Here is a 15,531-nt window from a genome sequence, read left to right on the forward strand (position 1 = left end):
GCAGTAATGAAAAAAAGTTGGAAGGTGTGAAGACACAACAAGTAACTAATGTACGAACTTTTATTCCCTCAACGTATCTTGTTAAAAGAATCCATTTTATTGGAATTGGCGGAGCAGGAATGGGAGGAATAGCTAAAATATTAGCCAGTGAAGGCTATAACATTAGTGGTTCTGATATTAATCCCAATCAGATTACACAACAATTAATTCAACTTGGAGTACAAATTTGTTTCGATCACAGACCAGAAAACGTCTATAATGCTAGTTTTGTTGTAATTTCTAATGCAATTTCTATTGAAAATCCAGAAGTAGTAGCAGCGAAAAAAGCACAGATCCCTATCATTCAACGTGCTGAAATGTTAGCAGAAATTATGCGATTTCGCTATGGTATAGCTATTGCTGGTACCCATGGAAAAACAACGACAACCGCAATGATAACAACCATTTATACTGAAGCAGGATTAGATCCCACTTTTATTAGTGGGGGATTCATTAAATCAGCTGGAACATATGCACATCTTGGTTATAGTCGTTATCTTATTGCGGAATCGGATGAAAGTGATGCATCCTTTCTTCATTTACGACCCATAGTAGCTGTTATTACCAATATAGAAGCGGAGCATATGGATTACTATGGAAATTTAGTAAATTTAAAAAGAACATTTATCAATTTTTTACATAATTTACCTTTTTATGGACATGCCATAGTATGTTTTGATGATCCTATCTTACGAGAAATTCTCCCTTCTATTAAGAGAAAATTCATTACATATGGATTTAGCAATGATGCGGATTTACAGATTAGTGATTACTGTCAAATTAAAGAAAAATGCCGTTTTCTAATTAATAGAAAAGGTTCGACAAATCGATCTATTCAAGTGGAATTAAATGCACCCGGTCGTCATAATGCTTTAAATTCGGTTGGAGCTATTGCATTAGCTTTAGAAGAAGGGATTAATGAAAATATTATTTTAAAAGCAATGTTACATTTTCAAGGAACGGGTCGTCGATTTGATCATCTGGGTTATTATAATTTGCTGGATGTGAACGGTAAATCTGGCGAAGTCATGCTAATAGAAGATTATGGACATCATCCAACAGAACTACGTGCTACCATTCAAGCAGTACGATCTGGTTGGCCAGATAAACGTTTAGTTATGGTGTTTCAACCTCATCGTTATACAAGAACACGTGATTTTTATGATGATTTTGCGATGATCTTATCTAGTGTAGATATATTATTAATGTTAAATATTGATTCTTCTGGAGAAATTCCTATTCCAGGAATAAATAGTCTTACTTTATGTAACAGTATACGAAAATATAAAAAAAATGATCCAATTTTAGTACTTGATATAAATGAATTACCTAAAATATTAGCATTAATAATACAGGATAATGATTTAGTGTTAATGCAAGGTGCGGGTACAATAGGAAAAATTACAAGAAAATTAGCAGGTAATAGATTCAATCTATATAGCATTTAGCTTAGCTACTATGAAGAATAAAAAAATTGAGGATAGATATGACTACCAAATAACGGCAATCTATTTTAATAAAACCCCAAAATATCAAAATAGAATTGTCATTCTCATCTTTTTTTTATTAGTACTAGTAGTAGGTATCTATGGAAGTACTTGGATAATATTTAGATGGATACAACAATCCCATAACACTCCATCTTTATTTAAAATAATAGTACAAGGTGGAAATTTCACTACTGAAGATGATATTCGAAAATTACTCCATATCCGTGATAGAAATATGTTGATGAAAACAGATGTCAATATCATTCAAAATACCATGCTACAATTACCATGGATTAAATCTATTAGTGTACGTAAAAAATGGCCCAATATAATTAAAATTAACTTAATTGAATACATACCATTAGTATGTTGGAATAATATATACTTAATTGATAAAAACGGAAAAAAATTTCCTCTCTCTCAATTCTCTCAATATAAAAAAGAGAAAATATATTCTACTATCCCCACATTATATATTCTAGAAGAACATGCAAATGAAAAACATATAATCAATGAATATATTGCCATAAGCAATGTATTAAATAGTAGTAGTAAAATTCAAATTAAAACTATTCATATCAATCCTTGTCATTCATGGAGTCTAATTTTAGACAATAATATTCGGTTAGAAATTGGTCGAAATAACAAAATATATCGTCTAAAAAGGTTTATTGAGATTTATCCCACCATTCTACAACACGCTTATGAGAAAAAAAAACAAATTAGCTCTATAGATTTACGCTATGAATCAGGTTTAGCTGTTGGATTAACCGATTTTTCCTTTGCAACAACACTTCTATTTCATAAATCCGAACGACTGTCATATACAGGAAAAAATACAAATGATTAAAAGGACGGAGAAAAAATTAGTAGTTGGATTAGAAATCGGTACATCTAAAATTATTACGTTAATTGGTGAAATTTTGCCTGATAGTATGATAAATATTATTGGAATAGGTAACTGTCAATCTCGAGGGATGGAAAAAGGTAGCATTACTAATTTAGACTTAGTAGTAACATGCATACAACAAGCTATCGATCAAGCTGAACTTATGGCTAACTGCCGAATTTCTTCTCTTTACCTAGCTATTTCTGGAAAATATATCCAATATCAAAATGAAATAGGTATGGTTCCTATAGTAGAAGAAGTCACATTAGAAGATTTAGAAAATGTCGTGCATATTGCAAAATCAGTGAAAGTTTGTGATGAACATCGTATTTTACATGTTATACCTCAGGAATATTCGATTGATAATCAAGACGGTATTAAATATCCAGTGGGTTTATCTGGGGTACGAATGCAAGCTAAAGTACATATTATTACCTGTCATAATGATATGGTAAAAAATGTTGTAAAAGCAGTAGAACGGTGTGGAATAACCGTAGATAAACTGATTTTCTCTGGTTTAGCATCGAGTTATGCAGTGATTACTGAAGATGAACGTGAATTAGGAGTATGTGTAGTAGATATAGGGGGGGGAACAATGGATATGACTATTTATACGGCTGGTGCATTGCGACATTCTAAAGTTATCCCTTATGCAGGTCATACAGTTACGCGTGATATTTCTTATGCTTTTAACATCCCCATATTAGATGCTGAATTTATTAAAATTCAATACGGATGCGCATTCCGTGCCATGGTCAATAAAGAAGAACAATTAGAAATACCTAGTATGGGAGGCAGACCGACACGTAATTTACAAAGGCAAAATTTAGTAGAAGTTATTGAAGCACGTTACTCAGAATTATTACATTTAATTAACGATGAGATTTTACGATTACAAGATCAACTTCGTAAAAATGGGATAACACACCATTTATCGGCTGGAATTATTTTAACTGGCGGCGCCTCTAAGATTGAGGGCATATTAAATAATGCGCAAAAAGTTTTTAATAATCAAGTTCGTATTGGATATCCTATTAATATTTCAGATTTAACAGATTATATAAAAGGACCTTGTTATTCAACGGCAGTTGGATTATTACAATATGGGAAGGAAATTCGTTTCCATGGAGAAAAAACATTAGAGAAAAACCCTTTTTTTAGCGCATTTTTAAGAAAAATTCGTAATTGGATAAGAAAAGATGGTCATTTTATTATGCTCCTCTTATAGATAGAATATTTTTGTGATGGATGACAGCAATAGACGGAAATGGAGAAAGACGATTATGTTTGAACCAATGGAATTAACTAATGATGCAATCATTAAGGTTATTGGTGTTGGAGGAGGAGGAGGAAATGCGGTTGAACATATGATACGTGAAAGTATAGAGGGAGTTGATTTTTTTGCGGTTAATACGGATGCCCAAGCATTACGTAAAACTGCTATAAGCCAAACCATCCAGATAGGTAGTAGCATAACAAAAGGATTGGGAGCGGGTGCTAATCCTGAAATAGGTAAAAGTGCCGCTGAAGAAGACCGTGAGGCTTTACATTCCGCCTTAGATGGAGCCGATATGGTTTTTATCGCTGCTGGAATGGGAGGGGGTACAGGTACAGGAGCAGCTCCAGTCGTAGCAGAAATCGCTAAAGATCTTGGTATTTTAACCGTAGCGGTGGTAACCAAACCTTTTAACTTTGAAGGAAAAAAACGCATGATATTTGCGGAACAAGGTATTGCTGAACTCTCTAAACACGTAGATTCATTAATAATTATACCGAACGATAAACTACTAAAAGTACTTAGCAGAGGTATTTCTCTTTTAGATGCTTTCGGCGCCGCTAATGATGTATTAAAAGGCGCGGTACAAGGGATTGCGGAGCTCATTACTCGTCCAGGTCTAATGAATGTCGATTTTGCAGATGTACGCACGGTAATGTCAGAAATGGGTTATGCTATGATGGGTTGTGGTATGTCTTGTGGTGAAGAAGATCGTGCAGAAGAAGCAGCGGAAATGGCAATATCTAGTCCATTACTAGAAGATATTGATCTTTCTGGCGCAAGAGGAGTACTGGTGAACATTACGGCAGGATTGGATCTCCGTTTAGATGAATTTGAGACTGTTGGAAATACTATTCGTGCGTTTGCTTCCGATAATGCAACCGTAGTGATTGGGACATCTTTAGATACAGATATGAAAAATGAATTACGTGTTACTGTTGTCGCCACAGGAATAGGGATGGATAAGCGAGCTGACCCTACTCCCTTAATAAATAAAAGAAACGTTGAAGGTCAAGTCATGAATAATAATCGATACTCTAGTAAATCCTCAATATCTCAGCAGGAGCAAAAAAATACGCTAAAAACAACACTAAATACGCAAAAAATTCAACAATCTTCTCTTAGTAATAAAGAAGTAGATTATTTAGATATTCCTACTTTTTTACGTAAACATCTAGATTAGATTATTAATTTCACTGAAAAATTAGATGCAGCTACAGAGAAACAACACTCTTTTGAGACGTCAACATGATAAAGCAAAGGACGTTGAAACGTGTTGTGAAAACGATGGGGATGGGGTTACATACTGGAGCAAAGGTAAAACTTACACTACGTCCTGGAATACCAAATTCTGGTATTATTTATCGACGATCTGATTTTAAAAATCCTGTATATTTATATTCGAATGCGGAATCCGTAAGTAAGACCGCCGCTCTATGTACATGTATTATGAATCAATACGGAATACGCATTTTTACCGTGGAACATTTGAATGCGGCATTAGCAAGTTTAGGGATTGATAACATTATTGTTGAAGTGGATGCGCCAGAAATTCCTATTATGGATGGAAGTTCGAATCCATTTATTTATTTACTTGCGGATGCGGGTATACAAGAACTAGATTCTCCAAAAAAATTTATTAGGATAAAAAGAACGGTACGTGTTGAAGACAAAGATAAATGGGCTGAATTAACCCCTTATCACGGATTTAATTTAGATTTTACCATTGATTTTAATCATCCTGTAATTCGCGCTACTTCACAACGTTATTTGTTTCAATTTTCTACTGATGCTTTTATTAAGCAGATCAGTAGCGCAAGAACGTTTGGATTTACGCGTGATATTGCATATCTACATTCTAATGGTTTAGCCCTAGGAGGGAGCTTTGATTGTGCTATTATTATGGACGATCATCGTGTCCTCAATCGAAGAGGATTACGTTTTAAAGATGAATTTATACGCCATAAAATATTGGATGCGATAGGTGATTTATTTGTATGTGGTTATAATATTATCGGTCAATTTACTGGTTTTAAATCGGGTCATGCTATGAATAATAGGCTAATACAAACAGTACTTTCGAGAAAAGATGCATGGGAATTCGTGACATTCCGTCATATATCAGAAATACCTACTTATCATTTACCACAACTGAATGATATATTGTAATTATGACATAATTTTATATTATTTTTTTACCTTCCTCTTTATGAAGAATTTGCGTCACATGGAATCAATTCTACGATTCGATATATATTATATACTTACAATACTCTCCCCTAATCAGAGGGTTTCTGCTATTGTTTAACAAACTAACTTATCTTGTTATTGAAGATCATATAAAAAAATTAGAAACAATATAGAAGAGAGATAATATATATGATGTTTTTTAAAAAAATTTTCAGTAATCGTAATGATAGAATGCTTCGTCGTATGACAACTATTCTGAAAAAAATTAATGCAATAGAAACTAACATGGAAAGGTTAAGTGATAAACAGTTAATAGCTAAAACGTCCGAATTTCGATTACGAATTCAAGATGGAGAAACTATTGCACAACTCTTACCAGAAGCATTTGCTGTAGTTAGAGAAGCCAGTAAACGTGTATTTAATATGCGTCATTTTGACGTACAAATATTAGGAGGTATTGCTTTAAACGAAAGATGTGTGGCGGAAATGCGTACAGGAGAAGGCAAAACTTTAACAGCTACTTTATCTGCCTACCTTAATGCGTTAAATGGAAAAGGTGTACACATAGTAACCGTTAACGATTACTTAGCTAAAAGGGATGCAGAAAATAATCGTCCTCTTTTTGAATTTCTGGGTATGACTGTTGGCATGAATTTAGCGGGTTTACCAAATAAAGAGAAACATACTGCTTATGCCGCAGATATTACATACGGAACAAATAATGAATATGGATTCGATTATCTGCGCGATAATATGGTTTTTCATCCGGAAGAACGAGTACAGAGAAAATTACATTATGCTATAATAGATGAAGTAGATTCAATTTTAATTGATGAAGCAAGAACGCCACTAATTATTTCTGGTTCGTATGAAGATAGTTCCGATCTTTATATCAAGATAGATAAACTGATTAGAAATGTGATCAAAAAAAATAAAGAAGATTATGGTATAGACTGTAATACGGAGGGTTATTTTTCCATAGATGCCAAATCTCGTCAGGTATATTTAACAGAATCAGGACTAATATTACTTGAAAATCTTATGGTGAATGAACAGCTTGTTACAGATAGTCAATCTATTTATTCTCCATCTAATATTATCTTGATGCATCATGCCAATTCTGCTTTACGTGCTCATCTCCTATTTTTTCGGGATGTTGATTACATTGTAAAAAATGGAGAAATCATGATAGTTGACGAACATACAGGTCGTACGATGCCAGGACGTAGATGGTCTGATGGATTACATCAAGCTTTAGAGGCGAAAGAAAATGTGTCTATTCAAAGTGACAATCAAACATTAGCATCTATTACTTTTCAAAATTATTTTCGTTTATATGAAAAACTGGCTGGAATGACTGGTACTGCTGCAACTGAGGCGTTCGAATTAAGTACTATCTATGGATTAGATACGGTTGTTATTCCTACTAATCGTCCAATGATTCGTCAAGATATGCCCGATTTAGTCTATATTACAGAAAAAGAAAAAATCAACGCTATCATAGCAGATATCCGAAGATGTATAAATCGTGGACAACCTGTTTTAGTAGGAACGATTTCTATTGAAAAATCAGAAACTATATCCAGAGAACTAAAAAAATCTGGAATTAAACATCAAGTACTAAACGCAAAATTCCATGCTATTGAAGCCGATATCATCGCTCAAGCGGGAAAACCCGGATCCGTCACTATAGCTACTAATATGGCAGGAAGAGGAACCGATATTATATTAGGAGGGAATTGGCAATCTGACCTGAATAAATTAGATAAACCTAATATCAAACAGATTCACGAGATCAAATCTGCTTGGAAAATCCGTCATCAGAGGGTAGTAGAAGCGGGTGGATTACATATTATAGGTACTGAAAGACATGAATCACGACGGATAGATAATCAACTTCGAGGAAGGTCTGGACGACAAGGTGATGCGGGTTCCTCTCGTTTCTATTTATCAATGGAAGATACTCTAATGCGAATATTTGCTTCTCAACGTATTTCGAATCTTATGAAAAGATTGCAAATGAAAAAGGGAGAAGCAATAGAGCACCCTTGGATAACGAAATCTATTGCTAATGCTCAACGCAAAGTAGAAAATCGGAATTTTGATATTCGTAAACAACTCTTAGAATATGATGATGTTGCTAATAATCAAAGACGTACCATTTATAGTCAACGCAATGAATTATTAATGTTATCTGATATCAGTGAAACTATTGCTAATATTAGAAAAGACGTACTAATACGTGTAATGCACGTATATATTCCTTTACATTCTGTAAAAGAAATGTGGAATATTGAAGGTTTACAAAAACATCTTAAAGATGATTTTGATTTAGACTTTACTCCTAACAGAATAGAAAAAGAACAAACATACTTTGAAAATATATTAAAACAATCTTTAGAACAATACCAATATAAAGAAAAAATAGTCGGAATAGAAGTCATGCGTAAAATTGAAAAAAAAGTTATGTTACAAACTATTGATTTCTTTTGGAAGGAACATTTAGCCGCTATAGATTATTTACGTCAAGGTATTCATTTTAGGGGGTATGCACAAGTCGATCCCAAACAAGAATACAAACGCGAATCCTTTAATATGTTTAGTGATATGCTGGAAGCGGTAAAATATGAGGTCATTAGTACTTTAAGTAAGCTGCAATTTTCGAAACCATTAGAACATTGGAATGGGTGTAAAGCAAACCAATCGGTTTCAAACAAATCGTTCAATAAAAACAACAATAAAAAACTATCAGAACATCGTTATCCTTTCTTTATATAAAAAAGAATATCTATTCCTTTTGAAGAATTTCTCCTCCATCATTTCAATTACCCGATATAGAACGGATCTCTCTTATAAGTAAGTAGAAGACAGTGTAATTTGAAACTTTTTAGCTAATTTAAGATAATATAGATGTAAACGAATAACCTGATCTCTTATATCTTGAGGATATCCACTATTATCAATAATATCATCAGCAAACGATAGGCGATTTTGACGCGAAGATTGGACTAAAATAATTTTTTTCACTTCTTCATACTTCATATTGTCACGTTTCATAGCACGTTGAATTTGTGATTGATAATCCGTATCGACTAATAGTACTCGATTAGCACGAAATAAGTAAGATCTATTTTCAATTAATAAAGGAACAATCCATATAATATAGGATGGTGAATTAATAGAAAAAATTCTATCCTGACTTTTTTTTAAAATTACAGGATGAAGCAAAGATTCCATCCATATTCTATCACTAGGAACCTTAAAAATACGCTTTTTAAGATTAATGCGATCTAAAGATCCATTACTCCGTAAAATAGATAATCCAAATTTTTCCACCATTAATCGGAAAGCGAAGCTATTGGGTTTTACAACTTGTCTAGCAATAATATCAGTATCTACTAAAGGAATCCCTAATTTTGCAAAAGTATGAGCTACAGTACTCTTCCCACTCCCAATTCCACCCGTTATAGCAATAATATAAGCCATGCATTATTCTTTCTATGTTCTAAAATACTCTAAATGATATCTTATATATTTGAAAAATTAAAGGATTTATAAGTAAAATAGATAATATCTCTCTCTATTGATAAAATAATCAAATTAACAATTATTATTTATTCCATTAGTTGTTATTTATATAAGGAAAGTATAATGCGCATTGAAGAAGATATAAAGCTAGGATTTAAAGATGTACTCATACGACCCAAACGTTCGACTCTAAGTAGTCGCTCAGATGTAGAATTACAACGTAATTTTAATTTTAAATACTCCAATATTAATTGGGTAGGAATTCCAATTATTGCTGCTAATATGGATACTATTGGAACTTTTCGTATGGCGGAAGCATTAGCTCATTTTGAAATATTAACGGCAATACAAAAACATTATAGCTTAGATAAATGGAAAAAATTTCTTTCTCATACTTCTGAATTGACGTTACGTAACATTATGGTATCTACAGGAACATCTATTACCGATTTTGAAAAGATACAATCTATTTTTTCTTTATCAACACATTTGAATTTTATCTGTATCGATGTAGCTAATGGGTATTCAGAGAATTTTGTTGATTTTGTAAAGAAAATCAGAGACACCTATCCGTATAAAATAATTTGTGCGGGGAATGTAGTCACAGGAGAAATGGTAGAAGAATTAATACTGTCTGGTGCGGATATTGTGAAAGTCGGTATAGGTCCTGGTTCGGTATGTACCACTCGTGTAAAAACCGGTATTGGTTATCCTCAACTATCTGCGGTAATAGAATGTGCTGATGCTGCACATGGATTAAATGGACATATTGTAAGTGATGGAGGTTGCACTGTCCCTGGAGATATTGCAAAAGCATTTGGAGGAGGAGCGGATTTTGTCATGCTTGGGGGAATGTTTGCTGCACATGACGAATGTGAAGGTAAAATAATAGAAGAAAAAAATGGAGAAAAATTTATGTTATTTTATGGTATGAGTTCTGAATCTGCTATGAAACGTTATTTAGCTATTGCAGATTATCGTGCAGCAGAAGGAAAAACAGTAAAATTACCATTAAGAGGTCAAGTAAAACATTCTATTCAAGATATTTTAGGTAGCTTACGATCTACATGTACTTATGTTGGTGCAACATATTTAAAGGAGTTAACGAAACGTACCACCTTTATTCGTGTAGTAGAACAGGAAAATAGAGTTTTTACTACCTGCGTAAATAAATAACTTATTCTTACTGATTCTTTTTTCTGATCTATATTATTTAATAAATGGGATAATATTCTGAAATAGATCTTTTATTCCATATTTATTTATAGTTGAAATAAGGTAATATGGAGCTTTCCAAGATAATAAACTTATAATATTATTTACGCGTTTTATTCCTGTTTCTATATCAAATAAATCAATTTTATTAAATATTAACCAACAGGGTTTATTCGATAAATTTTTAGTATTTTGTAATTCTTGTATTACAAGATGAATATTGTCTTTGGGATTAGATCCATCACTAGGATATAAATCAACAAAATGTAATAGAAGTTGACAACGTTCCAAATGTTTTAAAAAACGTAAACCGAATCTCTTACTATTACCTGGAATGACACTAGGAATATCTACTAATATAATTTTTCTTTCTTCTATGTGGATAGTACCTAAACATGGACTAATAGTAGTAAATGGATATGAAGCAACTTTAGGTGTAGCAGCAGTTACTGCACGTAAAAAAGCAGATCTCCCTGAATTAGATAATCCAATCATTCCAATATCAGCTATAAGAATCAAATTAAGTAAAATGGTACGATATTCTCCCTCTTTACCATTAGTTTTACGATAAGGAGTACGATATATTGCCGATTTAAAATGAGTATTACCTAACCCCCAATCCCCCCCTTTTGCAACTCTTAAGCGTTGATGATTAAATATCATATCTTCTATTATTATATTAGTTTCTTTATCTAGTATTTGAGTACCTTTGGGTATTTTTATAAGTAAATCTTTCCCTTTTTTACCATTACAGTTACGACTACGTCCATTTTGTCCATCTTCAGCATAAAAATATTGATTAAAACGATAATCCACTAATGTATTTAAATTCTCATCTACTATTAACCATATATCTCCTCCTTTACCACCATTACCCCCATCTGGACCACCATGACTAATATATTTTTCTCTTCTAAAACTTACACAACCATTTCCTCCCTTCCCTGCATGTACTACAATAAGAGCTTCGTCCGTAAATTTCATGTTTGTTCTCAACATAAAAAATAAATATTATTTTTATAATACAAATTTTTATTTCTTAAAAGATTAAAAGAAAGAAGAATGCAAATTAATTTTTACAACTATACTAAAAAAACTCTCTATTAGAAAATAGTTGGATTCTATCTAATATAATAATATATTATTTATTTTATATAATATAAATTATGATGTTTAGAAAAATAGTATCAATGGAATATTAATAGCAATGCAATTTTTTATCAGACGTGAACAAATATTAAAGTCATTACAACAAATTAGTGGTTTATTTAGTCGTCAATCATCAAATTTATCCGCTAATTTACTAATACAAGTAAATAACAAAGATGTCATCTTTACAAGTACAGATTTAGAAATAGAAGTTTCTTTTTCTATCTCTCTCTCATTAGAAAATGAGAATAAAAAAGGAGCAATTGCCGTATCTGCACGTAAATTTTTTGATGTATTAAAAAATTTACCTAATGGAGTTAATATTTTAGTAATATTAGAAGATCTCAAACTATTCATTCGATATAATAATCACAATTATTTTTCTCTCTCTACCATGGCTGCCTCCGATTTTCCAATCGTAAATTTTTATTCTAATGAAATAGTAGAATTTTCTATAGAAAAAGATAATCTAAAAAGATTAATTAATTCTACTCATTTCTCTATGGCATATCAAGATGTGCGTTATTTTTTGAATGGAATGGTATTTGAAATCACAGAAGAAGGTGAATTTCGTACTATAGCAACGGATGGACATCGATTAGCTATGTGTTCTATCTCTCTTCATGAAGATATTCCTAATAGATTAATTATTTTACCTCGAAAAAGTATTATCGAGCTTAAACGTCTTTTTAATAATATAAACAGTCAAGTAAAAATCCAAATTGGAATTTCTAATATTCGTATTCAAATAGATGAATATATTTTTATGTCTAGACTTATAGAGAGTCAATTTCCAGACTATCGTCGTATTTTATCATATAATAGCTCTAATGTTATACAAATACATAAACTTGTATTAAAGCAAGCGTTAATTCGAACTTCAATTTTATCGAATGAAAAATTTAGATCAATAACAATGTTTTTTAATACAAATCAATTAAAAATTCAATCTGAAAATTCTATAAAAGAAAGAGCAGAAGAAATATTAGATATTATTTATTTAGGTAATCCAATCGTTATTAGCTTTAATGTAGATTATATTATTGATGTACTAAATGTTATTCAGAATGAATATGTTGATTTATATTTCACCAATGAACTATCAAGTATGCAAATAAAGGAAGTGAATAATCTTCACAAATCTTATTTTACAATTATGCCAATACGTATATAGAAAAGATATATATATTGGCAATATTGATTTACTAACATTCTACAATAAAATATAATATACTAATAGAATTTATAACAATGAGCGAAATATTGATGTCAAATTCTTATGATTCTTCAAATATTAAAGTACTTAAAGGACTAGATGCTGTTCGTAAACGTCCTGGTATGTACATTGGGGATACTGATGATGGAACGGGATTACATCATATGGTATTCGAAGTGTTAGATAATGCCATTGATGAGGCTTTATCGGGTTATTGTAAAAATATTGATATTATTATATATGATGATCAATCCATATCAATCCAAGATGATGGTCGTGGTATTCCTACCGATATCCATGAAGAGGGTATTTCAGCTGCTGAAGTGATTATGACGGTACTACACGCTGGTGGAAAATTTGATGAAATTTCCTATAAAGTATCTGGAGGATTACATGGAGTTGGAATTTCTGTTGTTAATGCTTTATCCCAAAAATTAGAATTAATCATTAAAAGACAAGGTAAAATCTATCGTCAATTATATAATACAGGCGTTCCTCAAACTACACTAGAGATTATTGGTGAAACTAACCAAACAGGAACTTATATAAGATTTTGGCCTAATCCACTTATTTTTCAAAATAATATTAAATTTAAATACGATATATTAGTAAAAAGAATACGCGAATTAGCTTTTTTAAATCCAGGTCTATCTATTTCCATTCAAGACAATCGTATAAATATCCATCATTCTTTTCAAGAAGATGGAGGTATTAAAGCGTTTGTAGCTTTTTTAAGTAAAAATAAAATTCCTATTCATCCTAATATATTTTATTTTGCTGCTGAAAAAGATAAAATTAGTGTAGAAATAGCACTTCATTGGACTAACACTTTTCAGAACCATATTTATTGTTTTACAAATAATATTCCTCAACATGATGGAGGCACTCATTTATCTGGGTTTCGTTCTGCTATTACTAGAACAATAAATACTTATATAGATAGGGAAGGATATAATAAAAAATCTAAGGTTAATATTATTGGTGATGATACACGCGAAGGTATTGTTGCTATTGTCTCTATTAAAGCACATAATCCTAAATTTTCCTCACAAACTAAGGATAAACTTGTTTCTTCTGATATAAAATCAGCTGTTGAAACATTAATGAATGAATATCTCATTCAATATTTACTTGAACATCCTCAGGATGCTAAATCAATAGTAGGAAAAATAATTTCTGCCGCCCGAACTCGTGAAGCCGCTCGTAAAGTACGAGAAATCAATCGTAAAAAAGGAACATTAGATCTATCTATTTTGTCCGGTAAATTAGCTGATTGTCAAGAAAAAAATCCCATATTAAATGAACTTTATTTAGTTGAAGGTGATTCGGCTGGGGGTTCAGCTAAACAAGGACGTAATAGAAAAAATCAAGCTATTTTACCTTTAAAAGGAAAAATTCTTAACATAGAAAAAGCACGTTTTGATAAAATTCTTTCTTCTCAAGAAGTATCAACGCTTGTTACAGCATTAGGTTGTGGTATGGGTCCAGATGATTATGATCCTAATAAACTACGTTATCATCATATAATTATTATGACCGATGCTGATGTAGATGGATCACATATTCGTACTTTGTTATTAACTTTTTTTTATCGTCAAATGCCTGAAATTATAGAACGCGGTCATATTTTTATTGCTCAACCACCTTTATATAAAATAAAAAGAGGAAAAAAAGAACAGTATATTAAAGATGATGAATCTATGGAACAATTTCAAATTACATTAGCAACAGATGGAACTATATTACATACTCCTTCAATAAAATTATCCGGTATTGTTTTAAAAAATTTAATTTTAGAATATAGATCTACAAAAAAAATCATTAATCGTATTGAAAGACATTTTCCTAAAGAAATATTACAATCTCTAATGTATCAACCTTTTTTAAATGAAAAAGATCTAAATGATTCTAATATCATTTTTAATTGGATGACATCCTTTATAAAAAATTTAAATAGTAGTAACAATCAACGTTTTGGAATTACATATAGTTTTGAATTACAAGAAAACTATGAAAGAAAATTATTTGAACCTCTTATACAGATAAAGACTTACTGTACAAAAAATTACTATTTATTAGATAGTAATTTTTTTACTAGTAAAGAATATAAAACAATAGCAAGGATAGGAAATAAATTAAATAAGCTATTTGAAACAGATACTACATATATTGAGAGAAATGGAAATACAAAATTTATTAAAAATTTTGATGAAACATTTATTTGGTTAATGGAGGAAGTTCGTAGAGAAATTGTAATTCAACGTTATAAAGGTTTAGGAGAAATGAATCCTGATCAGCTTTGGGAAACAACTATGGATCCCCAACAAAGATCTATATTACGTATAACAATAAAAGATGCTATCTATGCTGATAAACTTTTTACTACTTTAATGGGTGATGAAGTAGGTCCTCGGCGTATCTTTATAGAGGAAAATGCTCTTAAAGCGATGAATATCGATGTTTAGCATGTTCAGAAATATTTATTTTTATCAACAAGCAATATAAATTGTACAATTTTTAAATTATATTAATTGATATT

10 protein-coding genes and 1 pseudogene are annotated in these 15,531 nt (G+C 31.3%); 9 read left to right on the top strand and 2 right to left on the bottom strand.

Annotated features, from left to right (window positions below; genetic code table 11):
* The first annotated feature begins 26 nt into the window (after positions 1 to 26).
* From murC to secA, 6 genes and pseudogenes are all read left to right on the top strand, one after another.
* Positions 27 to 1,487: a UDP-N-acetylmuramate--L-alanine ligase gene (gene murC / locus KEC37_RS00700; RefSeq protein ID WP_223139217.1), complete on the top strand. Its 1,461-nt coding sequence runs from the start codon at positions 27 to 29 to the stop codon at positions 1,485 to 1,487.
* Between the two features lie 10 nt (positions 1,488 to 1,497).
* A complete protein-coding gene (locus KEC37_RS00705) occupies positions 1,498 to 2,379 on the top strand; it encodes a cell division protein FtsQ/DivIB (protein WP_223139694.1) in 882 nt (293 codons plus the stop codon).
* Entirely contained in the window at positions 2,372 to 3,646 is a 1,275-nt protein-coding gene (gene ftsA / locus KEC37_RS00710; protein ID WP_223138757.1) for a cell division protein FtsA, read from the top strand. Before KEC37_RS00705 ends, ftsA begins: the two co-directional genes overlap by 8 nt.
* 55 nt (positions 3,647 to 3,701) lie before the next feature.
* Positions 3,702 to 4,877: a cell division protein FtsZ gene (ftsZ, locus tag KEC37_RS00715; protein WP_223138758.1), complete on the top strand. Its 1,176-nt coding sequence runs from the start codon at positions 3,702 to 3,704 to the stop codon at positions 4,875 to 4,877.
* Positions 4,878 to 4,942: 65 nt separating this feature from the next.
* Positions 4,943 to 5,863 (top strand): UDP-3-O-acyl-N-acetylglucosamine deacetylase, encoded by a 921-nt coding sequence (gene lpxC / locus KEC37_RS00720; protein WP_223139695.1) that lies wholly within the window; start codon positions 4,943 to 4,945, stop codon positions 5,861 to 5,863.
* 204 nt (positions 5,864 to 6,067) lie between these two features.
* Positions 6,068 to 8,560, top strand: a pseudogene (secA, locus tag KEC37_RS00725) (preprotein translocase subunit SecA); the annotation flags it as partial.
* Positions 8,561 to 8,734: 174 nt separating this feature from the next.
* On the opposite strand, the gene coaE reads toward secA, so the two are convergent.
* Complete coding sequence (gene coaE, locus KEC37_RS00730) at positions 8,735 to 9,370, bottom strand: dephospho-CoA kinase (RefSeq protein WP_223139697.1); 636 nt, start codon at positions 9,368 to 9,370, stop codon at positions 8,735 to 8,737.
* 165 nt (positions 9,371 to 9,535) lie between these two features.
* Between coaE and KEC37_RS00735 the strand changes: the two genes are divergently transcribed.
* Positions 9,536 to 10,588 carry a GMP reductase gene (locus tag KEC37_RS00735; protein WP_223138761.1) on the top strand — a complete coding sequence of 351 codons (1,053 nt, stop codon included), beginning with the start codon at positions 9,536 to 9,538 and terminating at the stop codon, positions 10,586 to 10,588.
* Between the two features lie 33 nt (positions 10,589 to 10,621).
* On the opposite strand, the gene cgtA is transcribed toward KEC37_RS00735, so the two are convergent.
* Positions 10,622 to 11,611: an Obg family GTPase CgtA gene (cgtA, locus tag KEC37_RS00740; protein WP_223139698.1), complete on the bottom strand. Its 990-nt coding sequence runs from the start codon at positions 11,609 to 11,611 to the stop codon at positions 10,622 to 10,624.
* A gap of 223 nt (positions 11,612 to 11,834) precedes the next feature.
* On the opposite strand from cgtA, the gene dnaN reads away from it, so the two are divergent.
* Both dnaN and gyrB read left to right on the top strand, forming a co-directional pair.
* Complete coding sequence (gene dnaN / locus KEC37_RS00745; protein WP_223139699.1) at positions 11,835 to 12,950, top strand: DNA polymerase III subunit beta; 1,116 nt, start codon at positions 11,835 to 11,837, stop codon at positions 12,948 to 12,950.
* A gap of 92 nt (positions 12,951 to 13,042) precedes the next feature.
* Positions 13,043 to 15,457 (top strand): DNA topoisomerase (ATP-hydrolyzing) subunit B, encoded by a 2,415-nt coding sequence (gyrB, locus tag KEC37_RS00750; RefSeq protein WP_223139700.1) that lies wholly within the window; start codon positions 13,043 to 13,045, stop codon positions 15,455 to 15,457.
* Positions 15,458 to 15,531: the final 74 nt, after the last annotated feature.

Origin of the sequence: Candidatus Schneideria nysicola (assembly GCF_019923565.1) — a bacterium.
GTDB lineage: Bacteria > Pseudomonadota > Gammaproteobacteria > Enterobacterales > Enterobacteriaceae > Schneideria > Schneideria nysicola.